Origin of the sequence: Marinobacterium halophilum, assembly GCF_003014615.1 — a bacterium.
Lineage (GTDB): Bacteria > Pseudomonadota > Gammaproteobacteria > Pseudomonadales > Balneatricaceae > Marinobacterium > Marinobacterium halophilum.
Window position 1 is genome coordinate 66,725 of the sequence record NZ_PYGI01000007.1, and the last position, 25,918, is coordinate 92,642.

Below are 25,918 nucleotides of genomic sequence, written 5' to 3' on the forward strand. Positions count from 1 at the left end.
ATTGCGGGGCTTTTTCGTTTTCGGCAAACCTGCTAGGGTTGAACGCTTGATGAGCGGCAAAGATTGAAATACTGATGAGTGAACGTAAGGAGCCGGGTCTGGACCCGGCAGGACTGGAATCACTGGTAGCATCGGGCAGCAGGGCAGCGCCACCACAGGGTCAAGTGCCCGCCGAAAAGCGGGGCGGCAGTGTCTTGCTGACGTTTATCCTGCTGTTGCTGGCGGCGGGTGGTGGCTATCTCGGTTACAACCTGATGCAACAGCAACAGCAGTTGCTCGGTTTGCAGGCAGAATTGGCGCAGGCGCGTGATCGAGTCGAATCTCTGGAATCGATGCTGGCGGTGACCTCAGACAGTGCCGAGCAGTCAGGCCAGACCCTGCAGCAACGATTGCAGGATGTTGATACGCGCATGACCACACGGCTGACCCATGTTGATGCTGAAATCGCCAAGCTGTGGACCATCGCCTATCAGCGCAACAAACCTCAGTTGGAGCAGCATGGTGAGCAGTTAAAGGCGCTGCAGCTCAAGCTCAGTACTGCCGAGAACAGTCTGGCAAGTGTACGTGCTCAAGTTGCCAAGGCTAATGAAGGAGTTTCACAGGTCGCGACGCTGAAAACGGAACAGGCAGCATTGAAAACCGCTGTGCAGGGGCGCCTGGGTGGAGTGGAGAAACAACTGGAGACGCTGGAACGGAGCCTGAAGCTGGAAAGCGAGGGCCGCCTGAAGATACAGAAACAGCTGACGGAGCAACTGTCCGGCCTGAGCGGTGGCAACGATGCCAGTGCCGAATTGGCGCAGCGGATTCGGCAGAACGAACAGGCGATCAAGGCGATCGACGGTACCCGTCGCCAGCTGAGTCAGGACCTGCTGCGTATTCGTCAGCAACTCAACAACCTGCAGCTCAAACTGGAGCAGGCGGGTTGAATGCTCAATCATCAATGGAGATCAACGACGTGATCAAGGTCTATGGCAGTGTGTTCTCCCGTGCCGGGATGGTAATGCTGGCGCTGGAGGAGTTGGGACTGGAGTATGAGTCTGTGGATATGCTGCCGCACAGCGAGCAGGCACAATCAGACGACTATCGGGCACTGAATCCGACCGGCAAGATTCCGACCCTGGTGGATGGCGAGCTGGTCCTGTTCGAGACCCAGGCGATTCTCTACTATTTGGCACGCCAGTACGGCCATGGCCGTCTGTGGGCTGACACGCCGGCGGCGGAAGCCGATATCCTGCGCTGGTCGCTGTACGTCAGCAACCAGATGGAAGTGCCGGCACTGGATATGCTGATCCAGTTCAAGTTTACCAATGGCAACCCTGATCAGGCCGTGCTGGAACGTGCCGCTGCCGAGTTGAACCGTTTCCTGCCGTTGCTGGAACAGCAGCTGGACGGCCGCGAATGGATCAGCGGAGAGCAGTTCACCATCGCCGATATTCATGGTGCCATGGTACTGAGCTGGCCGAAACTCGCGGGTTTCGACTATAGCGCCTACCCGAACGTACACCGCTGGATCAAATCGGTGTTATCACACCCGGCGCAGAAGCGCCTGATGGCACAAGCAAAAGGATGATGCAGCGCCTGCTGCCTTGGGTAGCAGGTCCCTCGTTATGAAAATAAGAACGTTTTTTGCATTACCGATACCGGAGCGGGTCGCGCGTCCGTTATCGGATTGCGCCGATACCCTGTGCGAGTTCGACCGTGGTCTCGATGCCCACTGGGTGGACTCTTCAAACTACCACCTTACGCTCTGCTTTCTGGGTGATGTCACGCTGGAACAGGTGACTGAGCTGGAGCAGTTGAGCCGTGAAGAGCTGGCCGACCAGCCTGGTTTCATGGTGCCACTGGATCACTTGGGGTATTACCGAGCCAATCCTCGGCTGGCGGTACTGGCTGCTCTGACCAGTGATCATGCCCCGCTTAATGCCCTTCATGAACGTATGGTCAATATCGCCAAAAAAGCGGGAATCCGCTATGATGAGCGCGATTTCAAACCCCATGTGACGTTGGCTCGCTTGCCTGCAAAAAACCGCTTCGAAGTGCCGGAGTGCTGGCCGCAGCCGGGGCTGACGACACCGGCTGACTCAGTGGTGTTGTACCAGAGTCGTCCGGGGGAGCGTGGCTCCATCTATGCGCCACTGTTTGACGTTCATCTATCTGCCTGATTGCCGTCCGGGGTCAGGCCTTCCAATTTGAGACAGGCTTTATGCGCACACCAGAACTGCTGTCCCCGGCCGGGACCCTGAAGAACATGAAATATGCTTTCGCCTATGGTGCGGATGCGGTCTATGCGGGCCAGCCGCGCTACAGCCTGCGGGTACGCAACAACGACTTTACCCATGACAACTTGGCCGAAGGCATTCGCATTGCGCATGAGCTGGGCAAGAAGTTCTTTGTGGCCAGCAACATCATGCCGCACAACTCCAAGCTCAAGACTTACATGAAGGATCTGGACCCCGTGATTGCCATGGGGCCGGATGCGCTGATCATGTCCGATCCTGGTCTGATCATGATGGTGAAGGACAAGTATCCGGACCTGCCGATCCACCTGTCGGTCCAGTCCAACACCATGAACTGGGCGTCGGTGAAATTCTGGCACCGGGCCGGTATCGAGCGCATCATCCTGTCGCGTGAATTGTCCCTGGATGAGATCGCCGAGATCCGTCAGGAATGCCCGGAGATGGAGCTGGAAGTGTTTGTCCACGGCTCGCTCTGCATCGCTTACTCGGGACGTTGCCTGCTTTCGGGCTACATTAACCACCGCGATCCCAACCAGGGTACCTGCACCAATACCTGTCGCTGGAAGTATGATGCCCATGAGGCCAGGGAAGACGAGTCCGGCGATATTGTGCCGGTGCAGTCTTTTGATCCTGCCGACATGAGTGCGGCGGCACAGCCTGCACTGGGTGAGGGTACGCCCAGTAACAAGATCTTCCTGCTGCAGGAAGAGACGCGTCCGGGCGAATACATGCCGGCGTTCGAGGATGAACACGGCACCTACATCATGAACTCCAAGGATCTGCGTGCGATTCAGCATGTACACAAGCTGGCCGAGATGGGCGTGGACTCGCTGAAGATCGAAGGCCGTACCAAGTCACATTACTACGTAGCGCGGACCGCTCAGGCCTATCGCAAGGCGATTGATGACGCGGTGGCGGGCAAGCCGTTCGACATGAACCTGATGGATACGCTGGAGAACCTGGCCAACCGTGGCTACACCGAAGGTTTCTACCGTCGTCACGTACATGACGAATACCAGAACTACGAGACTGGCAATTCGGTGGGTGTACACCAGCAGTTTGTCGGCGAGATTATCGGCCATGATACGCAGAACGGCTTTATTGACGTGGATGTGAAAAATCACTTCAAGACCGGCGATACGCTGGAGTTGATGACACCGGCCGGTAATACGCGTTTCCAGTTGCAGTCGATGCTGGATAAAAAAGGCAATGCCGCCGAGGTGGCACCGGGGTCTGGTCACCGTATGCGCATTCCGATGGCGGTCGATACCGATATGACCTACGCGCTGTTGATGCGTGATCTGCCGAATGCACCTGCCCGAGGCTGATCCTTGCCGCGCTGATCCGAGGGAGCCACAGGCTCCCTCTTTCATGTACAGGGAGCAGCGCTGTAAGGATGTACGTTATGCTGCGGCCATTGTGACCATTACTGTGAAGAGCTGAAATATGAATCTCGGCAAATATGCCTTTATCCGCGCCTTGCGTCCGTTCTCCTTTCCGGTCGCAGGGGTAACCTGCCTGATCGGCATTGTATTGGCCGCGAAGCAGGTGCCGATCAATCCGCTTGAAGCGCTGATGGTTCTGATCGGCGGGGTGTTGCTGCAGGCGGGGGTTAATCTGATCAACGACTACACCGACATCGCGCTGCTGCGTCAGCAGCCGGGCAGTGCTGCGTTGATCGCGGCCATTCGGCGTAATTTTCGTTCTGGCATGCTCTGTTTTCTGCTGGCGGCGGCGATCGGCTTTCATTTTGTTATCCAGCAGGGAGTCGGCTTTCTGCTGCTCTGTGTTCTGGGGTTGGCTGGCGCGTTGGGCTATACGGTTAGCCCGGTCAACTACAAAAGCCGTGGACTCGGCGTTGTGCTGGTGTTCTGGCTGATGGGCGTGTTGATGATCGCCGGCAGTGCGGTCGCTCTGGGTGCGCCGTTGACCGTTGCACTGGTGTTGCAGGCGGTGCCGGTCAGTCTGCTGGTGTCGTTGCTGCTGTTGAGCAATGAGTTGCGTGACCATGAAAGCGACTGTCGCGACGGGTTGCAGACACTGACGGTGCGGATCGGCTATGCGGCATCGGTAAAGCTCTATTTTGGCCTGTTGGCTGCGGCTTACGTGATGCTGGCGCTGCTGCTGTTACTGGGGGTGCTGCCTGGCGCATTCTGGGTGTTGCTAAGCCTGCCGCTGGCACTCAAGCCTGTGCGTCTGCTGCGGGCCCCGGCAGAACTGAGAGCACCGCTGACACCCGCCACGGCGCGCCTGTTGCTGGGCTTTGGTGTATTGTTCTGCGTGGCGCTGGTGAATCCACTGGCACTGGCGTTCTAATACCAATACCCGAGAATTTCCAAACCTGAATTGGTGTATAATGCTGCACCAAATTCTGCCGACGGTCGGATGTTGTCCGGCTGTATCGAATCACAACCAAGCCAGATTGGAGCGTCACGAATGAGCGTTATTCGCCAGGACGATTTCATCAGCAGCATCGCCGATGCGCTGCAGTTCATCTCCTACTACCACCCGATCGACTTCGTTCAGGGTGTGCATGAAGCCTATCTGAAAGAGGAAAACCCGGCGGCGAAAGACGCCATGGCGCAGATCCTGATCAACTCCCGCATGTGTGCCGAGGGCCAGCGCCCGATCTGTCAGGATACCGGTATCGTGACCGTGTTCCTGAAAGTCGGCATGAACGTACAGTGGGATGCCAAGATGTCGGTGACCGACATGGTCAACGAAGGTGTCCGTCGTGCGTACCTGAACCCGGATAACGTACTGCGTGCGTCCATTCTGGCTGACCCGGCGGGTAAACGTCAGAACACCAAGGACAACACTCCGGCGGTGATCCATTACGAAATCGTCGAAGGCGATGAAGTACACGTCGACGTCGCAGCCAAAGGCGGCGGCTCCGAGAACAAGTCCAAGATGGCGATGCTCAACCCGTCCGACAGCATTGTCGACTGGATCGTCAAGACTGTACCGACCATGGGTGCTGGCTGGTGTCCGCCGGGCATGCTGGGTATCGGTATCGGTGGTACGGCCGAGAAAGCGGCGGTGATGGCGAAAGAGTCGCTGATGGCCCCGATCGACATCCACGAGCTGCGTGAACGCGGCCCGCAGAACCGGGTCGAAGAGCTGCGTCTGGAGATCATGGATGCGGTTAACGCACTGGGCATCGGCGCTCAGGGTCTGGGCGGTCTGACCACTATTCTTGACGTCAAGATCATGGATTACCCGACTCACGCCGCGTCTTTGCCGGTGTGCATGATCCCGAACTGTGCGGCGACTCGTCACACGCACTTTACCCTGAACGGCAATGGCCCGGCTGTACTGACACCGCCGAGCCTGGAAGACTGGCCGGAAGTGACCTTCGAGATCGGTGCCAACACCCGTCGCGTCAACCTGGATGAGATCACGCCGGAAGCGGTAAAAGAGTGGAAAGTTGGTGAGACTATCCTGCTCAACGGCAAAATGCTGACCGGGCGTGATGCAGCGCACAAGCGTATGGTCGAAATGCTGAACAACGGTGAAGAACTGCCGGTGGATCTGAAAGGGCGCTTCATCTACTACGTGGGTCCGGTCGATCCGGTCCGTGACGAAGTGATGGGCCCGGCAGGTCCGACCACCGCTACCCGCATGGACAAGTTCACACGCCAGATCCTGGAAAGCACGGGTCTGCTGGGCATGATCGGCAAGTCCGAGCGTGGTCCGATCGCGATCGAAGCGATCAAGGACAACGAAGCGGTTTACCTGATGGCCGTGGGTGGTGCTGCGTATCTGGTGTCCAAGGCGATCACCGGTGCCAAGGTGCTGGCGTTCCCGGAAATGGGCATGGAAGCGATCTACGAGTTTGAAGTGAAAGACATGCCGGTGACCGTTGCGGTCGACACCGCTGGTGAGTCCGTTCATAACACAGGCCCGGCCAAGTGGAAGGATATCATCGCTCACAAGGCGGTTTGATCCAGATTTAGGCTGACCTAGCCAAGGTGTCTGGGTGAGTCTACAGCTGCGTTAAAGCAAAGAGAAAGTCCGGCAGTGCTTTTGCACACCGGACTTTTTGCATTTTAAGGGTCAGAACTTGTAGCCAAAGCTGGCTTTGATGCTGCGTTTGGCACCGAAGTAGCAGAACTCCAGCGAGTTACAGGAGGCAACATATTCTTTGTCGAACAGGTTGTTCACGTTCAGCTGGGCATAGGCGCTGCCGTCGCCCATCTGCCCCAAGTCGTAGTGGAGGGCAAGGTCCATCAGTGTATAGCTCGGCAATGTATGAGTATTGGCCCGGTCAGCCTGGATATCGCGGTAGTGACGCAGGCCCACTGAGCTTGTCAGGGCGTTCAAGCGGTAATCCAGCCAGAAGCTGGCCTGATGTTTCGGGGAATAAACCACATCATTGCCCTGATTGCCGTCATCGCTCTCGCTGTAGGTCGCATCGGTGTAGCTGTAGCCAGCTCTAAAGGTGGCCTTCGGGCTGAGCTCGGTGCGCGCCTCAAATTCAAGACCCTGAGACTCGATTTCACCGATGGCGCGGTAAGGGTCTGTGGGCTGTTCCTTGGTGGCGATGTTGGTTTGGGTAATGTGGAACAGAGCGGCACTGTACTGGCTGTTGCTGCCGATCGGTTCGTACTTCAGGCCGACCTCCACCTGTTTACCCTCCATTGGTTGCAGCAGGTTACCATTGGCATCAACAAAACTGGTGGGTGTAAAGCCGATGGAGTAGCTGGCATAGGGGGCCAGACCGTTATCCATAAAGTAGAGTGCGGCCAAGCGACCGCTAAGCTGACTCTCATCCAATTCGCTGACAACTCCATAGGCCAGCTGTTCGTTGCGAATCTTCACCTGATCATAGCGGCCTCCCAAGGCAAAGTGCCAGTTGCCATGGCTGATCTGGTCGTGCAGGTAGAAACCGGTCTGCTTCAGGCGGTGTTCCTCCAGATGTGGGGGCCAGAGTGCGGTCGGTTCTGAGCCGTATACAGGGTTGAAGGGATTGATGTTGGTGAAGGCACCCGAAAGCCAGCTGACATCGTTGTTGCGGTACTGGTAGTCCAGGCCGATCAGCAGCCGGTGTTCGGTGTCGCCATGGGCTAGAACCCCTTCCAGCTGGTTATCCAATGTCCAGGCCGACAGGTTTTCTTCACCACCGGAGTAGTAGCGAGTCAGTTCGTTGGCGTTGGCCCAACCGTAGGCATAGAGCTGGCTGTTCTCTACATCGGAGCTCAGATGGCGTGCCTTCTGGCGGAAAGTCCAGCGGTCATTGAAGTGGTGCTCCACTGAGTAGCCAAACAACTGCTGGGCGCGGTCAAACTTGTCGTAATCCTCTTCGCCCTCGAAGAAGGTGTTGCTGATGCGGCGACCGTTGCGGTCAACCACGGTGCCCTCGTAGGGCAGGCCGGAGTGGTAGCCTCCTTCGGGCTCGTCATGCAAATACGCCAGCAGCTCCAGCGTAGTTGCATCGGAGAGGCGCCAGGTCAGATCCCCCTTCAATACACGGCGCTCTTCTTCTACCGGGCCGAACTGGGTATCCGCTACGCTGACAATACCGCCCAGACGGAAGGCTAGCCCCTGTGCTTTGCTGACCGGGCCGGTCAGGTCGAAGGCTAGGCTACGCTGGCTGTTGCCGCTCGCGGTTCCCCGAATCTCGCCGCCGCGTGTAAAAACTGGCTTGCGGCTATTGAGCGCAACAAGGCCCCCGGGAGAGGCGCGTCCGTAAAGTACAGAAGCGGGACCGCGCACTACTTCAATGCTGTCCAGAAACCAAGGATCGATGACCACTGCACTATATGAGTTGGTGTCTCCCATCAGTTTGAGGCCGTCCAAATATGTATTACCGATACTGCCATCGGAAAAGCCGCGCAAGACCAGATAGTCATAGCGGTTGGAAGCGCCGACCTGGTTTGTGAAGATGCCCGGCGTGTAGTTGGTGGCACGTTGAACACTCTGTGGTGCGCGCCGCTCAAACTCTTCACGGCTGATGACGGAGACAGCTTGCGGGGTCTCGACAAGAGGCGTTTCCACTTTTGTTGCACCTTGGGTAGCAGTAATGACGACCGTATCCTGAGTCATTGTGGATTGGTCGGCCTGGACGCTGCCAGCTAAGGCACTGGCTGCCGTCAACAGGGTTATGGCAGTGGACAATCTGCAGCGAGTGAACATTTAAACCTCATTTCTGGATTTATTGGAAATGAGAATGATTCCACTTAAGAGGGCGTTCAGGTTATGCGTAGTGGTTCAATCGTTATGGTCAATACTCAACATTGTCGCATCAGCTTGCCTGGTGAGTAGCCGAAATGTCGCTTAAATGCTGTCGTAAAGTTAGAGGTGTGGGCGTAGCCACAGCTGTGGGCGGTGTGCTCGATTGAGTAACCTGCCAGCACCAGGCCATGGGCCTTGGTCAACCGCTGACGGCGAATAAAGTCAAACAGGTTCTCACTAAACTGCAGGCGAAATTTGTGGCGCAACCGGCTGCTGCTCATGGCAACCTGTTCAGCCATGCTTTGGACGGTATAGGGCTGCTCGGGATATACCGTAATCAGGTCGTGTAGTTCGTAGAGTCGAGCGGCTTCAGCCGATGATACCCTGGAGTGCGTTCGGTTGGCGGGCATGTGTTTGAAGCTGTACCCAACAATTTGCAAGGCGACACCTTCTATAAGTAGTTTTTGTGCGAGCGTCTGTGCTGGTGCAGGGTCAAGTTGGCATAGTTGCTGGTGGAACCCAGAAGGCAGCCGCCAGAGTGCTGGTGCGCGCTCTGTTTCAAATGGAACAAGCTGCTCAAGCAATGTGTGGGGTGTAGTAGAACGACCGGGCCAGACCAGGGTCATGGTGTGCAGTTGCTGACCCGCCGGGTGCGAGACCTCTACCGGTTGCCCGGAATGCAGGGACATATCTAGGGCCATGCCGGGTTCAAGGTTGAAGACCTGGTCATGTATGCGAAAGCGCAGTTTTCCTTTCAGCAGCAGACAAACAAACAGGGCGGCTTCACCAGTGGAACGTGATTCATACGTGGTGATCACACGCACGTTTGAAAATGTCAACCGCAAGCCTGAATCAAGCGTGTATTCACTCAGTTGACCGTGGAGTACCGGTTGAGAGCGGGAGGGCCGTGCTTCTGGGAAATCGTAGCGTATCGCATATTTGCGGCCGATAGCTTCGAAATCACTGGTCATGAAGCGCTGTTCGAAAGTTGTCGCTGTGTTCACTCGGACCCCTTTTGAAATATGAATTACCAGTCGGACGCCAATGGCAGGGCCCAAAGCTGTTTGAGAAGCACAAATGTGCGGACGCATAAAAACATGATGTTATTCCATAATGCGAATCATTGTCATTTTCTTTTTTTATAATTATTCTGTCTCGCCTGCTTACTCAACTTGTGGGGGTACTTCGGTGACTGCATGCATCATACAACCAGCGCTAGTCCGTCCGGTTCAGCAACTGGCTCAATTAGGTATATCTCTGCTACCGGGGGTGAAGATTGAAACAGGCCGTCTGGATAAGAACATGTTGGTTGTTACCCGTGATGAGACGGTATTGCTCGGTGAGCTGGTGGCAGCACTCAAACAGCAGCACCCAGAAGCGGGGCGGCACTACTGGGGTGCACGTGCGTGGGGAGTACTGATTTGGCAGCCGGTATTGCTATCGATATTGGCCACTGAGGTGCTGCAGCGCTCGCTTAACCCGGAGCACATGGGACAACATTGTCAGGGAGCCGTAGTCGCCGGAATGACGCTCACTGAGGGCTTGATGGAGGGAAATCAGAGTGACCGTTGGCAAAGTGCTTGCCGATTGCGTCAGACCTGTGAGCGTTGGCTGGAACAGTTGGGTCGACAGATCAAAGTCAACCCAGTGCTGGCAAAGCGTCTCTTGGCTGACAGGATTCTGTCCACGCTACTGCATGTTCGTCCACTGTTGGGGGAAAGTCATGAGGCCGCCATACGTGAACGTGCTAGTGAGTGGCTGGAGGGCGCAAATCTGTCGGGCGCCAGTGGCTTGATGAGTTTTGCCATTCCTGAGCAGGGTATTGAAATGGCTCTGGATCGCAAGGGTTGCTGCCAGCACTATCGGCGTGATGACGGTAGCGTGTGCAAAACCTGCCCGCGACAGTCCAAGCATATCCGCATCAAACGTTTGCAGGAGGAATGGAGTCAGGATGCTGGAGCTGAGTGATATTCGTGTCAGTCGTCAGGGGCGTGATATTTTGACGCTGGGTCAGTTGACGCTGGCGACGAATGAGATGACCGTGATTTTGGGCCACAATGGTTCGGGGAAGTCTACCCTGATGAAGCTGCTGGCACGCCAGCTGCTGCCGGACGAAGGCCAGCTGAAGCTGAGAGGGCAGGATTTTTCGGCCTACTCTCAACGTATGTTGGCGCGTGAGATAGCCTTTCTGCCTCAACAGCTGCCTGTTGTTGCTGGCATGACTGTGCAAGATCTGGTGTTGCAAGGGCGCTATCCATGGCGAGGTTTGCTGTCACGGTTGACGGTGGAAGACCGGAGTTATGCCCAGGAGGCGATGGCGCAGACTGATGTGCTGAAATATGCTGACCAGATGACCGATCTTTTGTCTGGTGGTGAGAGACAGCGTGCCTGGGTGGCCATGCTACTGGCACAGCAGTCACCATTGTTACTGTTGGATGAGCCCACTTCGGCACTGGATCTGTCACATCAATATGAACTCATGTCCCTGTTGTACGAGCTGAACCGTGATACCGGTCGAGGTGTCGTGGTAATTCTGCATGACATCAACTTGGCCATGCGATATGCCGATCGAGTCCTGGCCTTGAAGCAGGGAGTGCTAGCGTGTGACGGCACGCCGGCACAGCTGCTGTGTGAACATACCTTGTCCAATCTGTATGGTATCGATATCCGCTTGTGCGCTCACCCCGGTCGGGATGAGGTCGTGGCTGTCGTGGCTTGAGGTCAAGTTTCATGTATTTTCAAGCACTGAATATTATTTTGATAGTGACTCTGTGTGTGTTGAGCATACCCGCCAGGGCGGCAGTCAACGTAAATGACAGTCGCGGTGTGCAGTCCTTTGATACCCCCCCTCAGCGAGTAGTCGCACTCAACTGGGCTGTCACGGAAGAGCTGATTGAACTTGGTGTTACGCCCATCGGTGTGGCGGATACAAGGGGGTATCGAGACTGGGTGGTCAAGCCGGCTCTGCCTGAAGGAGTCACGGATGTCGGGCGTCGTGATGAACCCAGTTTGGAGCTGCTGGTCGCCCTTTCCCCTGACCTCATCATCATTGGTTCCCAGCAGCAGGGACTGCTGGATCAGCTAGAATTAATCGCCCCAGTGCTCTATTTCGACAATTATAGAGCGGATCACAGTAATGTGGCTGCAGTGGAAAGTTCGTTTCTTATGCTGGCTAAAGCCCTGGGGCGTGAGTCCGAAGCACACGTCAAGCTACAGCAGCGGGACCATCGCCTTGATGAGTTATCAATGCGCGTGAAGGCACACTTTGCCGGGGTATCGCCTGATGTTGCGGTAGTGCGTTTTGGCGATGCTGCTTATGCGCGTGTCTATGGTGCTAACTCCATGGTTGAAGCGGCACTCGATGCGCTAGGGTTGTCCAATGCATTGCCGCAGCCGGTGACTACTTGGGGGCAGGTGCAAAAGCAGGTAACCGATTTGGCAGCCGTGGGAGACGGTGTGCTGTTGTATATTGAGCCGTTTCCTAAACGCGACCAGCTATTCAGCATGCCGCTCTGGCAGTTCATGCCATTTGTCAAAAATGATCGTCTTGCCGCTGTGAAGCCGGTGTGGACCTATGGCGGGGCACTATCGATTCAGCATCTGGCAGAAGCCATTACGGCGGCCCTGTTGGAGGTGCAGCCTTGATGCGTCGTTATCTGTATACATTCATACTGTTGCTGGCAATGGCCGTTGTACAGCTACAGATTGATACCCAGCTGCCACTGCATGTGCAGTGGCAGCTGCTGTTGGGAGCCGAACCAGCCAATTTTGCCGGATATCAGTACTGGTTTTCGTCATTGCCACGAGTTGCCATGGCCCTGCTGGTAGGCGGTGTCATGGGGCTGACTGGTAGTCTACTGCAACAGTTGTTGCAGAACCCACTCGTATCACCTATGACAATTGGAGCGGCCTCGGGGGCTTGGCTGGGGGTGGTGCTCATGACGCTTATTTCGCCGGTATTGGCAGCGGTATGGGGCAGTTGGGCTGCTATGGCCGGTGCCATATCAGCAGTCCTACTGGTCATGTTGATAGCCGGACGTTCGGGGCTCAGGGGACTTCCAGTTGTGCTGGCGGGGATGGCGGTCAACCTATTGTTGGGAGGTGTTGCGTCTGGCCTGGTGCTGTTGAACGAGCAGTATGCACGCAACCTTTTTATCTGGGGGGCGGGTGACTTGGCGCAGACCGATTGGCAGTGGGTAGAGTGGTTGTTTCCGCGGCTATGGCCGTTGCCTTTGCTGCTGCTGATGGCTGCCAGGCCACTGATACTATTGCGGTTGGGTGATACCGCCGCACAGGGGCGTGGCATGAGCCTGTTGCCAGTGATGCTGTTGCTCATGCTGGCGGCGCTGTGGCTGACGGCGGTGAGCATTACAGCGGTAGGCCTGATTGGTTTTATTGGTTTGCTCACGCCCAATCTGGCACGCCTTTTAGGTAGCCACGGTGCCCGTGATGAACTGGGCTTCAGTCTGTTGCTGGGAAGTCTGCTGCTGCTGGCAACGGACACGCTGGCGCTGCTATTCAGTAAATTTTTATCGGACCTTGTACCCAGTGGTGCGGCGGCTGCACTCATTGGTGCCCCGGCTTTGATTTGGTTGGCGCGCAACCGCCTGACGGGTGACGATACCGAACGTCGGTTGCCATCGGGGCGACAGCGGCTGCACCCCTGTGTCGTTGGCTTAATGCTGTTGAGTATCATGCTATCGGCAGTGTTTTCGCTTACCCTGGCGCCCGGCAATGCTGGCTGGCACTTGGGGTGGCCTGACGACCTGATACTGTCTCTGCGTTGGCCGAGGGTCCTTGCAGCCGCCAGTGCAGGTGCCGCACTGGCCGTTGCCGGGGTTGTGCTGCAGCGTTTGATTCGAAACCCCCTAGCGAGCCCAGATATCCTGGGGTTGTCCGCCGGCGCTACGCTGGCGTTAGTAATGAATGTAATGATATTCGGCGGTTCTGTCCGAGAGGCGGGTCCGATGGTCGCCCTAGGGGGGAGTCTGGCGGCCCTGTTACTGTTGCTTTTGCTGGGGCGGCGTCATCACTATGCCCCCGGGATGATGGCGCTGATGGGGATTTCACTGGCAGCACTGTTGGATGCGGTCGTGCAGTTTTCGCTGGCGCGGGGGACGCATGATACGACCGCCATTCTGGGGTGGTTGGCGGGATCCACATACAGAATTTCTCCTTTCCAAGCATTGATGCTGGCCGCCGGAACGTTGCTAGGTGGAGGGTTGGCTTTGCTGGCTCGGCATGCACTGACCCTGATTGCGATCGGAGATGAGTTCGCAGCCGGGCGAGGGCTGGACCGGTTCCGGGTGCGTATTTTTTTATTGTTGCTGGTGGCGCTACTCACGGCACTGGTCACCTCAATGCTGGGCCCCGTTGCTTTTGTCGGTTTGTTGGCACCTCATATGGCTACGCTGCTGGGGGCGAGGCAGACGGTGCCCCAGCTACTCGTTGCAGCAGGGGTGGGAACCATTCTAATGCTTTTGGCCGACTGGTTCGGGCGCATTCTTGTCTGGCCGCAACAGATACCAGCAGGCCTGCTTGCCTCAGTTGTTGGTGGCAGTTATTTCGTGTGGTTGCTGGCGCGCAGGCGCCTGAGTTGAAAGTATTCCGGAGATCCGACAATGTTTACATTTTTCGAGCGCCTGACGCCTGCTTTTCCGGACTATCCGGCGCAACAGCCACCTTTCGGTACCTGGGCTTTTTTCCGATTTTATTGTCGAGGGTATGAACGGACGCTGTTCCTACTGGGGGCTATGACTCTGGTGGTGGCCTGTATTGAAGTGGCGATGTTCAGCTTTCTGGGCAACTTAGTGGACTGGCTCGGCAGCCGTGAACCTGAGTCTCTGCTTGCAGAGGATGGTGTCCGACTTTGGGTAATGGCGCTGTTGGTTCTGGTGGTGATGCCGCTGGCTGTAGTAACGCATTCTATGCTGTTTCATCAGTCACTGTCCGTCAATATGAGTGCTGCTATTCGCTGGCATGCGCATCGCTATCTGCTGGGACAAAGTCATCGTTTTTATCAGAACGAATTTGCCGGTCGTTTGGCAACCAAGGTGATGCAAACCTCGGAATCGCTTCGTGAAACCGTGATGAAGTTGCTAGATGTTCTGTTATATGTACTGGTATACCTATCCGGCATGACAGTACTAATCGTGTCGGCCGACTGGCGCCTGTCGTTGCCATTGCTGGCATGGGCCGGCGGATATCTGTTTCTGCTCTGTGTACAAGTGCCAAAGCTGAAGCATCATGCCAGCCTGCAGGCTGATGCCCAGTCCGAGATGACGGGACGTATTGTGGATAGTTATACCAACTTCCACACGCTCAAACTGTTTGCGCATTCCGAGCGTGAACATGATTATGCCCGCCAGAGCATGCAGGCTTTTCTGGATGCCGTATATCCGTTGATGCGACGTATTACCGGTCTGAATATCACCCTGTGGATGCTGAATGCGTGGTTGATTTTTGCCACGGCCGCGTTGTCGATTCTGCTATGGCAGGACGGCAGTGTCACCGCAGGCGCTATTACCATTGCCGTTTCGTTTACATTGCGTCTTAAAAGCCTGTCCCAATTCATTATGTGGGAAATTGCTTCTCTGTTCCGCAATATCGGCACTGTGCAGGACGGTAAGCGCCTTCTGACCCGGCCGCAAGAGTTGGTGGACCCGCCTGATGCTCAAGCACTGATGGTTAAAGACGGGGCGGTTGAATTCGATTCGGTGGTGTTTGGATATGAGCCGTCACAACCGTTCATCAATAATCTGACGCTTAAGATTCGGTCAGGTGAAAAGGTCGGTATCGTTGGCAGCTCGGGTGCAGGTAAATCAACATTGATCAACCTGCTGTTGCGCCTGTATGACATTGATCGCGGCCGTATTCTATTTGATGATCAGCCGATCACTAGTGTCACCCAAGAAAGCTTGCGCGCGGCGATTGGGGTAGTCAGCCAGGATACGGCACTGTTGCATCGCTCCATTCGCGAGAATCTACTCTATGGGCGGCCGGGTGCCAGTGAAGCCGAGCTGCGTGCAGCGGTTCGCCAAGCGCATGCCGATGGGTTCATTGCATCCCTGCAGGATGAGGCGGGACGCAAGGGATACGATGCTCATGCCGGTGAAAGAGGCGCTAAACTGTCGGGTGGGCAGCGTCAACGTATTGCGATTGCACGTGTACTATTGAAGAACGCGCCGGTGCTGGTATTGGATGAGGCAATGTCAGCGCTGGATTCTGAAGTAGAAGCGGCTATTCAAGAGAACCTGTCGGCGTTGATGCGGGGAAAAACAGTGGTAGCCATTGCCCATAGGCTGTCGACTATTGCTGCTATGGATCGCCTGATTGTCATGGAAGAGGGGCGTATCGTGGAGCAGGGTAGTCATCAAGAGCTGTTGAAGCTGAAAGGTCGGTATGCACGGCTGTGGCAGCACCAGAGTGGTAGCTTCATAGGCGATCAATATTAAGTAATACAACTCATTATTTAAATGCAAGGCATTGTCGTTTAGATTTATTGTATATTTGGGCATGGATGCCGCTCATTCACTTCCATTGATAGAGCCGATACATGAAGTTCAAACAAGATCTACTCTAGGGTGCCGTTTTTACGGCACTTGCGATCGCATCTTCTGCTGTTGCAGCTGAAAACCCTGTTGAACAGGAACAGTTGAAGTAAAGGCAGCGGCCCCCAGCAGAGTAGCATCAGGGCTATGTTACCCCACTTAACAGTGGCGCAACCGGTTTGTCACTGACGCCGATGGAAACGCCTCAGGCGTTGAGCAGCATTAACTGTCAGCAGATCGTGACTTTGGTCTCAATGACCTGAGCACGGTTCTTGATGCTCTACCAAGAGTCAGTGTGGAGCGGCGACTCGACTGGCTCTGGGTTAAAGCCGCCAGCAAGACGATGCCGGGAGCCAGTTATAGGTGGGGCATTGCCGACGCAGTTTACAGATGATACGCCCATCGACAGTCGGCACCACTGATGAAACCGGTCTCAAGGCTGATCTCTTAAACGGGCATGCTTATGGCTCAGTGTCGATTTTCCATTCTGAACAGGAAAATGTTGCGGAGTTCGTCGATAGCTTTGTTGGTACGTTGATGCCTGGCTGGCAGGATGAGGTTGCCAGCCGCGCAGTGCCATGCTCAAGCTGAGCTGGCGTTACCGATATTCCTTTGGTGGCATGGGTCTGACTTTGCCCTGGCTGGCCCCTTCCTGACTACATTCGAGTGAACGGTTTGCATCAGTCTTGCATATAATGGATAATGCAAATCGTTATCATTTGTCTTAATAGAACGGATTGCTCATGGATCGGATACATTTCAAGGCGGCTGCTCTGGTCGTGCCGTTGCTGCTGCCATTAACGGCACAGGCCAACACGCTGAACCAGAACCAGCAGGTATTGGAGCAGGCGCACCAGCAGGGTGCTCAGGTGCAGCGCAGTATTGATCGGCTGGATCAGCAGACGCGTGACAACTACGCGGCCTATACCGCCGCTTTGCGTCAGGCCGAATTGATGGAAGCCTATAACCGCCAGTTGGGTCGTATGGTCGATGACCAGGTGCACGAGTTAACCGACATCGAAGCACAGTTGGCGTCACTGGCTGAAACCGAGCAGGCAACCCTGCCGTTGCTGGTGCGAATGCAGGCGATGCTGGAACAATTCGTGGCCGGTGACCTGCCGTTTCAGCTGGCAGAGCGAGAGCGGCGTATTGAAGGTCTGGCACGCTTGCTTGATCGGGCCGATGTCAGTCTGGCGGAAAAATATCGCCAGATCTTGCAGGCCTATCAGATCGAAGCCGAGTACGGCCGCACACTTGAAGCCTGGAGTGGCACTCTGCAGCAGGGCGACAGCCGTCGCGAAGTCACTTTCCTGCGCCTCGGCCGCGTTGCGCTCTATTACCAGACACTGGACGGCGAGGAGAGCGGCCGCTGGAGTCACTCAGGTAACCGTTGGGAAGCTCTGGAGGGAACGTACGACTGGCCGATCCGCAAGGGTATCGGCATGGCGCGTCAGCAGTCCGTCCCTGAATTGCTGGAACTGCCCCTTGAATTGATTCCCGCTGACCCGACCGGAGCTACATCATGAAGGCCGTTACCCGTTCTTTTGCTGCCTTGATGCTGCTGCTTTGTCTGCCGGCACAGGCCAATGACCTGCAACAGTTGTTGCAACAGGTCCGTTCCCAGGCCGCAACCGACCAGCGGGTCGATGCACAACGATTGGCCGCTTTCCGCTCCGACAGCGCGGATCAGCAAGCGCTGCTGGACGATGCACGCACCCGCCTAGCAGCCGCAGACGCGCGTCAGCGCGAACTGAAAGCGCAGTTTCAGCGCAATGAGGATACGCTGACCGAACAGGGTGATGCCCTGCGCGTACGCAGTGGTCAGTTGGGGGAAGTGTTTGGGGTCGTCAAACAGCAGGCGCAGGATGTGCGCGGACTGCTGGATGACTCCATGATTACGGCTCAGCACCCCGAGCGTGCCGAGTTGCTGACATTTGCCGAGCAGAAACGGATTCCCACATTGAGTGAACTGGAGGGGCTCTGGTTTCTGTTGCAGCAGGAGATGACCGCTACCGGTGAAGTGGCGCGCTTTACGGCTTCGGTAGTGCAGACGGATGGTGTGCGCAGTGACGAAGGCGTGGTGCGAGTGGGGCCATTTACTGCCCTGAATGCCCAGGGTGAATATCTGAATTATCGTGATGGCAGTCTACATGTACTGCCGGTACAGCCAGCGGGATCGGTATTGAAGCAGGCGCAGGCGTTTGTACAGGGGCAGGGCGAAACACTGGTGATCGATCCCAGTCGCGGCAATCTGCTGGCACTGCTGGCACAAACTCCCAGCCTGCAGCAGCGTATAGCTCAGGGTGGTCTGGTGGGCTACATCATTCTGGGACTGGGTGGCATCGGCCTGCTGGTGGCGCTGTGGAAACTGACGACGACGCTGAAAATCGAGTTCAGCGTACGGGCGCAGTTGCGCATGGCTGATCAGGCCGATAGCGCGAACCCACTCGGGCGAGTGCTGGCTGCAGGACAAGCCGGGCGCACAACCGACGAAACCGAACTGCGCGTGGATGAAGCCCTGCTCAAAGAGGCGCCACTGCTGGAACGGGGTCTTACGCTGCTCAAACTGGTGGCGGCGGTGGCACCCTTATTGGGGCTGTTGGGTACGGTGACCGGCATGATCGGCACGTTCCAGAGCATTACCCTGTTTGGTACTGGCGACCCCAAATTGATGGCGGGTGGCATCTCGCAAGCATTGATGACGACCGTACTGGGGTTGTGTGTGGCCATTCCGCTGCTGTTTTGCCATAGCTTGCTGGCTGCCCGCAGCCGTCGTCTGTTGCAGCTGTTGCAGCAGAAAGGTCTGGCGTTATTGGCCGCTCAGCGTGAACAGCTAAGTGATGCGGATGAGGCGCGCCATGCTGCCTGATCTGGCCCATTTCGAGGCGGCGTTGGCGGGGTTTTTCAATGCCGGTGGGCCGGTACTCTGGGCATTGATGGCTGTCAGTCTGGTGTTGTGGACGCTGCTGCTGGAGCGTCTCTGGTTCCGCTGGATCGACTTTCCGCGCCGTATCCGCGACTACCGTCAACAGCCTGCCGGTGCGGGCAGACAATTGAATCGGGCGGATCTGCTGCTGGACCTGCAGGCGGCTTTGCCACTGATTCGTACTCTGATAGCGCTCTGTCCGCTGATCGGTCTGCTGGGCACAGTGACCGGCATGATTCATCTGTTCGACACCCTGGCTCTGAATGGTACCGGCAACCCGCGATTAATGGCTGCCGGTGTGGCACGGGCGACGCTGCCAACGCTGGCCGGCATGGTGATGGCGGTGAGCGGACTGCTGATCTGGAACCGACTGGCGCGCTGGAGCCAACTGCAACGAACCCGACTGGATATCACAGGAGCCAGAGGATGAGGCAACGACTTAACCTGGAACGAATGGATAACGACGCCGAGATCGATATGACGCCGATGCTCGACATTGTGTTCATCATGCTGATCTTTTTCATTGTATCCACCAGCTTCGTACGCGAGGCCGGGGTGGAAATCGAACGGCCCATCTCTGCTACTGCCGAGGTAAAGGAAAGCCAGGGGGTGATGCTGGCGATTACCGCCGAGGATGAAGTCTGGCTGGACCGTCAGCCGGTGGATGTGCGCATGATCCGTCCGGCACTGGAGCGGCTCAAGGTTGAACAGCCGGATCTGGGCGTGATGATTCAGGCGGATATGAACGCCAAGACCGGGCTGCTGGTTCAGGTAATGGACCAGGTGAAGCTTTCGGGTATCGAGCAGGTGGCGGTGGCGACACGAGAGGGCGCGGGTTGATGCGAAGCCTGTTGTTCATACCGCCGGCATTGCTGGTCAGTCTGTTGCTGTTTCTGTTGATGGCGCATCTGGCTGGTACTGGCCGCGCTGCGCCGCCGGATACGGGCGGTTATACCGCAGTCAATCTGCATCGCCTCACCCTGGACTCCGAGGTGCAGGTGCGTGAACGTGAGTCATTGCCGCCGCCCGACATTCAGCCTGAACAGCCGCCTACGCCAACCATGCCGAATCTGGCACAGCCCGTGGCGATGAACACGCCGTCGGTGGCGCTGAACATGCCTCTGCCGGCGATCGAGATGGGATTGCAGGTCAATGCCGCCGTCGACCTGTCGGCGGTTGCTGCTATGGCGGCACCATCCCCGTCTACGAGTATGGCCATGAACCTGAATGCTGCGCCGGTCTCGCGGATGAATCCACAGTATCCACAACGGGCCCTGAGTCGCCGCATTGAAGGTCATGTCGTGGCCGAATTTACCGTGGATGCCAAGGGTCGGGTGATACCTGAATCATTCAAGATCGTGGAATCCGAGCCGCCGGGCATCTTTGATCGAACGGTCGAGCGTGCGCTGTTGCGCTGGCGTTTCAATCCGGTGACTGAACAGGGTTCAGCCGTCCCGTTCCGTACCCGTCAACGGCTGGAATTCAACCTGGAGTAGTGACAATGAAATGGATGACGCTATGTCTGTCCCTGTGGTGGCTGCTAAGCACCACGGCCGGTGCGCAAACGCTGACGTTGCCACCGGCGGTACTCAAGCAGCTCAACGCCGCCCAGGAGGCGATGGCGGCTGAAAATTATCCACAGGCAGATAAGGTGCTACGCGCGCTGGCTGCACGGGATCTGAGTGCGCCGGCACAGGCGTACATTCTCCAGTTTCAGGGCAACCTGGCACTGGCGCGGCAGCAGGAGGCCGCGGCGATGAAGCGTTTTGCTGCTGCTTATGCACTCAACGCACTGCCTGCGATCGATCAGCGCCGTCTGCTGCATACGGTTGCTCAGTTGCAGATGAGCCAGTCGCGCTGGCGTGAAGGGATTGACTCGCTGCAACGCTGGATGGAGGAGATCCGTAGTCATGGCACCCAAACGGAGAAAATCCGCGCTGAAGACCATTTGCTGCTGGCGCAGGGGTATTCCCGAGTTGAGCAGTGGGCGCAGGTGGTGGCACCGGTCAAAGCCGCCATACGCATGCGCGGGCGCGCACCGGAAGACTGGTATCGACTGCAATTGGCGGCGCACTTTCAGCTCAAGCAGTGGAAGGGGGCAACCGCCGTGCTTGAGTTGCTGGTCAACCGTTATCCACACAAGGCTCGCTACTGGGAACAGCTGGCCAGCGTCTATCAGCTGCGTGACCGTCATGCCGATGCGCTGGCGACGTTGAGGGCAGCGTGGCTGGGTGGTCAATTCGATCAGGAGCGTCAGTACATCTGGCTGTCTCAGCTGTTGTTACAGCAGGGCCTGCCGCAACGAGCGGCGGAACTGCTGGATGACGCGATGAACCGGCAACAGGTGCGGCGGAGCCTCAAGCATGAACGTCTGCTGGCACAGACCCAGCTGCAGGCCAAACTATACAGCGCTGGCCGTGGCACGCTTGAGCGAATCGCCCAGCGCCGGCCGGACTATATGACCTGGCGTCAGCTGGCTTACCTGGATATGCAGCTCCAGCGCTGGGATGCGATGAAACAGAGTATCGAGCGGGCGGTAGCACTCAAGCCCGATGCCGCCGACCTGCATCTGCTCAGTGGTATAGCCGACCTCAACCGTGCTCAGCTGGATCAGGCGCGTGCCAGTTTTGTTCGGGCCCGCGAGTATGCAGCCACGCGTGCCCAGGCACAGAGTTGGCTCAATTACCTGGATCAGCGGTCGGGGTGATCGCGTCAACGGATGCCGCTGGAGCGGACAGGTTCGGCCAATTATGGCAGGATAGGGCGCTGATGAATCCGGAAGTATCTCATGAGCAACAAACTGAACGCCCCCCGAGCACGTGCACCCCATCAGCTCTGGTCGAACCGCATCGCCTTCATCCTGGCGGCGGCCGGTGCTTCGGTCGGATTGGGCAATATTTGGAAATTCCCGTATATCGCCGGTGAAAACGGCGGTGGTGCTTTTGTCCTGGTGTATCTCGTCTGCATCGCCCTGTTGGGGGTGCCGCTGCTGATGGCCGAGGTACTGATTGGCCGCCGAGGCCAGCAGAACCCGATTAACTCGATGGCCACATTGGCGCAGGAAGCGGGTGCGAGTCCATGGTGGAAAAACGTCGGCCGCCTGGGCGTATTGACCGGCTTTTTGCTGCTCAGTTTCTACGTCGTCGTGGCCGGCTGGGCGCTGGCCTATATTCCGATTACGGCCAGCGGCACCTTTACCGAGCTGCAACCGGCCGCGATCGGGCAGTTGTTTGAGCATCAGTTACAGCAGCCATGGCAGCTGATTGGCTGGAGTACGCTGGTATTGGTGATGACCCTGGGCATAGTCGGCCGTGGTGTGCGCCAAGGGCTGGAAAAGGCAGCTAACTTGCTGATGCCATTACTGTTCATGTTCCTGCTGGTATTGGTGGCATTTGCTGCCGGCAGTGGTCATTTTGCCGATGCGGCAGCGTTCATGTTTGAGCCTGATTTCAGCAAACTCAGTGCCTCCGGAGTGCTGGTCGCGTTGGGACATGCCTTCTTTACGTTGAGTATCGGCGGCGGTGCGATGATGGTGTATGGCTCCTACCTGCCTGCCGGGGTATCCATTGCGCGGACATCGATACTGGTAGCGGTACTGGATACGGCCGCCGCCCTGCTGGCGGGGATGGCAATTTTTCCGATCGTGTTCGCCTATGGTTTGGAACCGGGAAGTGGACCGGGGCTGATCTTTGTAACCCTGCCGATCGCCTTTGGCCAGATGCCGTTTGGCACTCTGTTCGGCACCCTGTTTTTCGTCATGCTCTCGGTGGCGGCACTGACCTCGGCGTTCTCGCTGATTGAGCCTGCCATCGCCTGGCTGACTGAAAAGGTCGGCATGTCACGCCTCAAAGCCAGTTTGCTGGGCGGCGGCGGTATCTGGCTGTTGAGTCTGGGGACCGTGTTTTCATTCAATATCTGGCAAGATCAGACCGTGGCGGGCAAGACCTTCTTTGAAGCACTGGATTATCTGACCTCCGGCTGGATGTTGCCATTGGGTGCGCTGTTGATGGCGATCTTTACTGCCTGGGTGATGAAGCCCGAGGCTACGGCCAGCGAACTCGGCGGTGACAGCGTCTGGTACCGCGGTTGGCTTGGCCTGATGCGCTACCTGGTACCGGTGGTAATTCTGGTGATCTTTTTGCAGGCGATTGGTCTGATCAACCCCTGATTTCTGGCCTGCCCGCTCCGCCGGGCAGGGTTGGTACACAGCCTTCACATACCGCCGGCCCGAGCCGGGTTGGCGGTTGTATCCCAATGATCTCCACGCACCTTAATCCCTCTTCTGATCCTTCAAATAAAACATAATCATTCTCATTCGTTGATAGTTAATGAGAACTATTATATTCTTTTGCGCATGCATGGTTTGGACGCTGGGTCCGGCCCACTCTGTTTTTGCGCAAGGTTTGTCATGGTTTCTAATCGTTCAGTCTGGTTGCGTCGCTTGCTGACATGGCACTGGATCAGCTCGGCGCTCGCATTATTCGGCATGCTGCTGTTCGCCATCACCGGCATCACGCTGAACCATGCCGGTCAGATACCCGCTACCCCAGAGGTGCAGACCATTGAAGCGGTGTTGCCGAGCAGTCTGCAGCAGCAGCTGCCGTCACTGGCGGCAACTGCTCCGCCAGTTCTGCCCCCTGATTTGACGCAGTGGCTGCAGCAGGAGCAGGGCATCAGCACGGTTGGCACCATGCTGCCGGAATGGTCTGAATATGAACTCTATCTGTCGATGCCACGTCCTGGTGGTGATGCCTGGCTGAGCATTGATTTCACCTCCGCCGAGGTGCTGTACGAAAGTACGGATCGTGGTTGGATTGCCTACCTGAATGATCTGCACAAGGGGCGCAATACCGGCACCGTTTGGGTGTGGTTCATCGATCTGTTTGCGCTGGTGTGTGTGTTGTTTTGCCTGACCGGGTTCGGCGTACTGAGCCTGCATGCACGCGAGCGCGTGTCGGTATGGCCAGTGACCGGGTTGGGTGTGCTGGTGCCGGTGTTGCTGGCAATTTTATGGATGCATTAAGGAGTCGATATGTCTGGGCAATGGAAAACAACGGCGGTGGCCGTGTGGCTGGTATTGGGTGCCGGTAGTGCTGCAGCGGCTGAATTCAGGGTTGATGTAACGGTTCCGGCATTGGCTGTGGCCGAGTATCACCGTCCCTACGTGGCGGTCTGGGTCGAGACCGAAAAGGGCCGGCATCAGCAGAATCTGGCGCTCTGGTATGACCAGGAACTGAAAGACAATGAAGGGACCAAATGGCTCAAGGACCTGCGCCTCTGGTGGCGGCGCAGTGGCCGCAGTCTTGAGTTCCCGGTGGATGGACTTTCCGGTGCGACCCGGCCGGTTGGCACTCATACACTGAGCTTTGCCGCCGATTCACCGCAGTTGGCGACGTTGCCAGCGGGTAATTACCAACTGGTGGTGGAAGCGGTCCGCGAAGTGGGTGGGCGTGAAGTACTCAGACTGCCCTTCAGCTGGCCCGCAAGCACTCAACAGCAGGCATTACAGGGCCAGCATGAGCTGGGTTCGGTCACCTTGAATATAACCCCCTGAACCAATCTCTGAAGCAACCCCTTAACCAATGGCATGGACGGAATAAGCATGAATGTGAAACAACTGGCGGTGGGTACCCTGATGGCCCTGGGATTGGGATTGTCCGTGGAAGCGCAGGCGCATCGTGCCTGGATGCTGCCCTCAGCTACGGTGCTCTCGGGTGAAAACAGCTGGATTACCGTGGATGCGGCCATTTCCAACAGCTTGTTCTATTTTGAGCATCATCCGCTGGGGCTGAACAACGTACAGATCCTGTCACCAAACGGTAAGCCGGTTGCAGCTCAAAACCCGGCAACCGGAAAGTATCGTTCGGTATTTGATGTGGAACTGAGCGAAGAGGGCACATACACGCTGCAAAGCCACAACCAGGGTGTGTTTGCGCGTTACACCCTTGATGGGGAAGCCAAGCGCTGGCGCGGGAAAGCTGCTGATCTCGGCACAATCCCGGCGGCAGCCGAGGACGTGAAGGTCAGCGAAATCGATACGCGGATACAGGTCTTTGTGACCAAGGGCGCGCCGACTGACGTGACTTTTGTCCCGACCGGTCATGGCATAGAACTGGTGCCAGAGACCCATCCCAACGACCTGTTTACCGGTGAACCGGTGGCCTTCGGTTTCCTGATTGATGGTCAGCCTGCAGCCGGTCTTGATGTCGTTTTGATCCGGGACGGCATTCGCTATCGCGACCAGGTAGGTGAAATCGAGCTGATGACGGATGCGCAGGGCAAGCTGACGCTGACCTTCGACGAACCGGGCATGTACTGGCTGGAAACGGAGACCGAGCAGGACAGCCGTGTGCTTAAAGATGCCAAGCGTCGCTTGAGCTACAGCGCTACGTTGGAAGTGTTGCCGCTTTGACGCTCGGGTTAAAACTGGCATTGGCCGGGATTGCTCTGGCACTGGTGTTGATCGTGCAGCAGGACGCGCTGCCGGCCGAGCGCCAGTGGCTGGCAAGCCTGGTACTGATTGCTTACGCACTGATTCTGTTGCGGGCTGAACGTCGCGGGCGACGCTCGACTCATACAGGCACATCACCGGCTGACTATCTGGTCGCCTACGCCACCGAAACAGGGACGGCACGCCAACTGGCCGGGCAAACGCGCAAGCGATTGCGCAAGGCGGGCTTCAGCGTCGAGGTGACTGAATTGAATCGGCTGGACCGGGCGCCATTACCGGCGAAGGCCCTGCTGCTGATTGCCAGTACCACGGGTAACGGCGATGCACCGCGTACCGGTGATCGCTGGCTGGAAGGGGATGATCCTGAACGTTTCCATGAGCGGCCTTTTGCCGTGCTGGCATTGGGTGACCGGCGTTATCCGCGTTTCTGTGCCTTTGGGCTGACGCTCACACTCCGCTTGCAGCAGGCGGGAGCCGTGCCCCTGTTGGCAACGGTTCAGGTTGATCAGGCCGATACCAATGTCATTGAACATTGGCATCGGCAGTTGCTGGCCTCAACCTGAATCGGTGGGGGTACCGT

Annotated in this window: 24 protein-coding genes; 22 read left to right on the forward strand and 2 right to left on the reverse strand. The window is 57.0% G+C overall.

Annotated features, from left to right (window positions below; genetic code table 11):
• Positions 1-74 precede the first annotated feature (74 nt).
• The 6 genes from CLV44_RS06325 to CLV44_RS06350 all read left to right on the forward strand — a co-directional run bounded on the left by CLV44_RS06325 (position 75) and on the right by CLV44_RS06350 (position 6,182).
• Positions 75-926 carry a hypothetical protein gene (locus tag CLV44_RS06325; RefSeq protein ID WP_106591270.1) on the forward strand — a complete coding sequence of 284 codons (852 nt, stop codon included), beginning with the start codon at positions 75-77 and terminating at the stop codon, positions 924-926.
• Complete coding sequence (locus tag CLV44_RS06330) at positions 923-1,570, forward strand: glutathione S-transferase family protein (protein WP_245912622.1); 648 nt, start codon at positions 923-925, stop codon at positions 1,568-1,570. The genes CLV44_RS06325 and CLV44_RS06330 overlap by 4 nt, the downstream gene beginning before the upstream one ends.
• Positions 1,571-1,607: 37 nt before the next feature.
• Positions 1,608-2,162 (forward strand): RNA 2',3'-cyclic phosphodiesterase, encoded by a 555-nt coding sequence (gene thpR, locus CLV44_RS06335; RefSeq protein WP_106591271.1) that lies wholly within the window; start codon positions 1,608-1,610, stop codon positions 2,160-2,162.
• Between the two features lie 41 nt (positions 2,163-2,203).
• On the forward strand, positions 2,204-3,565 hold the full coding sequence (trhP, locus tag CLV44_RS06340) for a prephenate-dependent tRNA uridine(34) hydroxylase TrhP (RefSeq protein WP_106591272.1): 1,362 nt from the start codon (positions 2,204-2,206) through the stop codon (positions 3,563-3,565).
• A 118-nt stretch (positions 3,566-3,683) separates the two neighbouring features.
• The gene (locus tag CLV44_RS06345; protein ID WP_106591273.1) at positions 3,684-4,553 is read left to right on the forward strand and encodes a prenyltransferase; all 870 of its coding nucleotides are present in this window, start codon (positions 3,684-3,686) and stop codon (positions 4,551-4,553) included.
• A gap of 120 nt (positions 4,554-4,673) precedes the next feature.
• Positions 4,674-6,182 carry a fumarate hydratase gene (locus tag CLV44_RS06350; RefSeq protein WP_106591274.1) on the forward strand — a complete coding sequence of 503 codons (1,509 nt, stop codon included), beginning with the start codon at positions 4,674-4,676 and terminating at the stop codon, positions 6,180-6,182.
• A gap of 111 nt (positions 6,183-6,293) precedes the next feature.
• On the opposite strand, the gene CLV44_RS06355 is transcribed toward CLV44_RS06350, so the two are convergent.
• Both CLV44_RS06355 and CLV44_RS06360 read right to left on the reverse strand, forming a co-directional pair.
• Positions 6,294-8,372, reverse strand: coding sequence for a TonB-dependent siderophore receptor (locus CLV44_RS06355; RefSeq protein ID WP_106591275.1), 2,079 nt, complete (start codon positions 8,370-8,372; stop codon positions 6,294-6,296).
• A gap of 95 nt (positions 8,373-8,467) precedes the next feature.
• Entirely contained in the window at positions 8,468-9,415 is a 948-nt protein-coding gene (locus CLV44_RS06360; RefSeq protein ID WP_170069282.1) for a helix-turn-helix transcriptional regulator, read from the reverse strand.
• 109 nt (positions 9,416-9,524) lie between these two features.
• On the opposite strand from CLV44_RS06360, the gene CLV44_RS06365 reads away from it, so the two are divergent.
• The 16 genes from CLV44_RS06365 to CLV44_RS06445 all read left to right on the forward strand — a co-directional run bounded on the left by CLV44_RS06365 (position 9,525) and on the right by CLV44_RS06445 (position 25,901).
• A complete protein-coding gene (locus CLV44_RS06365; protein ID WP_106591277.1) occupies positions 9,525-10,379 on the forward strand; it encodes a siderophore ferric iron reductase in 855 nt (284 codons plus the stop codon).
• Positions 10,363-11,130, forward strand: a complete 768-nt coding sequence (locus CLV44_RS06370; protein ID WP_106591357.1) for an ABC transporter ATP-binding protein — start codon at positions 10,363-10,365, stop codon at positions 11,128-11,130. The genes CLV44_RS06365 and CLV44_RS06370 overlap by 17 nt, the downstream gene beginning before the upstream one ends.
• A gap of 11 nt (positions 11,131-11,141) precedes the next feature.
• The gene (locus CLV44_RS06375) at positions 11,142-12,056 is read left to right on the forward strand and encodes an ABC transporter substrate-binding protein (protein WP_106591278.1); all 915 of its coding nucleotides are present in this window, start codon (positions 11,142-11,144) and stop codon (positions 12,054-12,056) included.
• A complete protein-coding gene (gene fhuB / locus CLV44_RS06380) occupies positions 12,056-14,011 on the forward strand; it encodes a Fe(3+)-hydroxamate ABC transporter permease FhuB (RefSeq protein ID WP_106591279.1) in 1,956 nt (651 codons plus the stop codon). Before CLV44_RS06375 ends, fhuB begins: the two co-directional genes overlap by 1 nt.
• 21 nt (positions 14,012-14,032) lie before the next feature.
• Positions 14,033-15,865, forward strand: coding sequence for an ABC transporter ATP-binding protein (locus CLV44_RS06385; RefSeq protein WP_106591280.1), 1,833 nt, complete (start codon positions 14,033-14,035; stop codon positions 15,863-15,865).
• An 839-nt stretch (positions 15,866-16,704) separates the two neighbouring features.
• On the forward strand, positions 16,705-17,487 hold the full coding sequence (locus tag CLV44_RS06395; RefSeq protein ID WP_106591282.1) for a DUF3450 domain-containing protein: 783 nt from the start codon (positions 16,705-16,707) through the stop codon (positions 17,485-17,487).
• Positions 17,484-18,830 (forward strand): MotA/TolQ/ExbB proton channel family protein, encoded by a 1,347-nt coding sequence (locus tag CLV44_RS06400; RefSeq protein ID WP_106591283.1) that lies wholly within the window; start codon positions 17,484-17,486, stop codon positions 18,828-18,830. Before CLV44_RS06395 ends, CLV44_RS06400 begins: the two co-directional genes overlap by 4 nt.
• Positions 18,820-19,317: a MotA/TolQ/ExbB proton channel family protein gene (locus tag CLV44_RS06405; protein WP_106591284.1), complete on the forward strand. Its 498-nt coding sequence runs from the start codon at positions 18,820-18,822 to the stop codon at positions 19,315-19,317. The genes CLV44_RS06400 and CLV44_RS06405 overlap by 11 nt, the downstream gene beginning before the upstream one ends.
• The gene (locus tag CLV44_RS06410) at positions 19,314-19,727 is read left to right on the forward strand and encodes an ExbD/TolR family protein (RefSeq protein ID WP_106591285.1); all 414 of its coding nucleotides are present in this window, start codon (positions 19,314-19,316) and stop codon (positions 19,725-19,727) included. The genes CLV44_RS06405 and CLV44_RS06410 overlap by 4 nt, the downstream gene beginning before the upstream one ends.
• Positions 19,727-20,383, forward strand: coding sequence for an energy transducer TonB (locus tag CLV44_RS06415; RefSeq protein WP_106591286.1), 657 nt, complete (start codon positions 19,727-19,729; stop codon positions 20,381-20,383). Before CLV44_RS06410 ends, CLV44_RS06415 begins: the two co-directional genes overlap by 1 nt.
• A 5-nt stretch (positions 20,384-20,388) precedes the next feature.
• Positions 20,389-21,594 carry a tetratricopeptide repeat protein gene (locus tag CLV44_RS06420; protein ID WP_106591287.1) on the forward strand — a complete coding sequence of 402 codons (1,206 nt, stop codon included), beginning with the start codon at positions 20,389-20,391 and terminating at the stop codon, positions 21,592-21,594.
• An 81-nt stretch (positions 21,595-21,675) separates the two neighbouring features.
• Positions 21,676-23,055: a sodium-dependent transporter gene (locus CLV44_RS06425; protein ID WP_106591288.1), complete on the forward strand. Its 1,380-nt coding sequence runs from the start codon at positions 21,676-21,678 to the stop codon at positions 23,053-23,055.
• Positions 23,056-23,295: 240 nt separating this feature from the next.
• Positions 23,296-23,910, forward strand: coding sequence for a PepSY-associated TM helix domain-containing protein (locus CLV44_RS06430; RefSeq protein ID WP_106591289.1), 615 nt, complete (start codon positions 23,296-23,298; stop codon positions 23,908-23,910).
• Between the two features lie 9 nt (positions 23,911-23,919).
• On the forward strand, positions 23,920-24,441 hold the full coding sequence (locus CLV44_RS06435) for a DUF2271 domain-containing protein (RefSeq protein ID WP_106591290.1): 522 nt from the start codon (positions 23,920-23,922) through the stop codon (positions 24,439-24,441).
• Positions 24,442-24,489: 48 nt separating this feature from the next.
• Positions 24,490-25,299: a DUF4198 domain-containing protein gene (locus CLV44_RS06440; RefSeq protein ID WP_106591291.1), complete on the forward strand. Its 810-nt coding sequence runs from the start codon at positions 24,490-24,492 to the stop codon at positions 25,297-25,299.
• Positions 25,296-25,901 carry a flavodoxin domain-containing protein gene (locus CLV44_RS06445; protein WP_106591292.1) on the forward strand — a complete coding sequence of 202 codons (606 nt, stop codon included), beginning with the start codon at positions 25,296-25,298 and terminating at the stop codon, positions 25,899-25,901. Before CLV44_RS06440 ends, CLV44_RS06445 begins: the two co-directional genes overlap by 4 nt.
• The last annotated feature ends 17 nt before the right edge of the window (positions 25,902-25,918 follow it).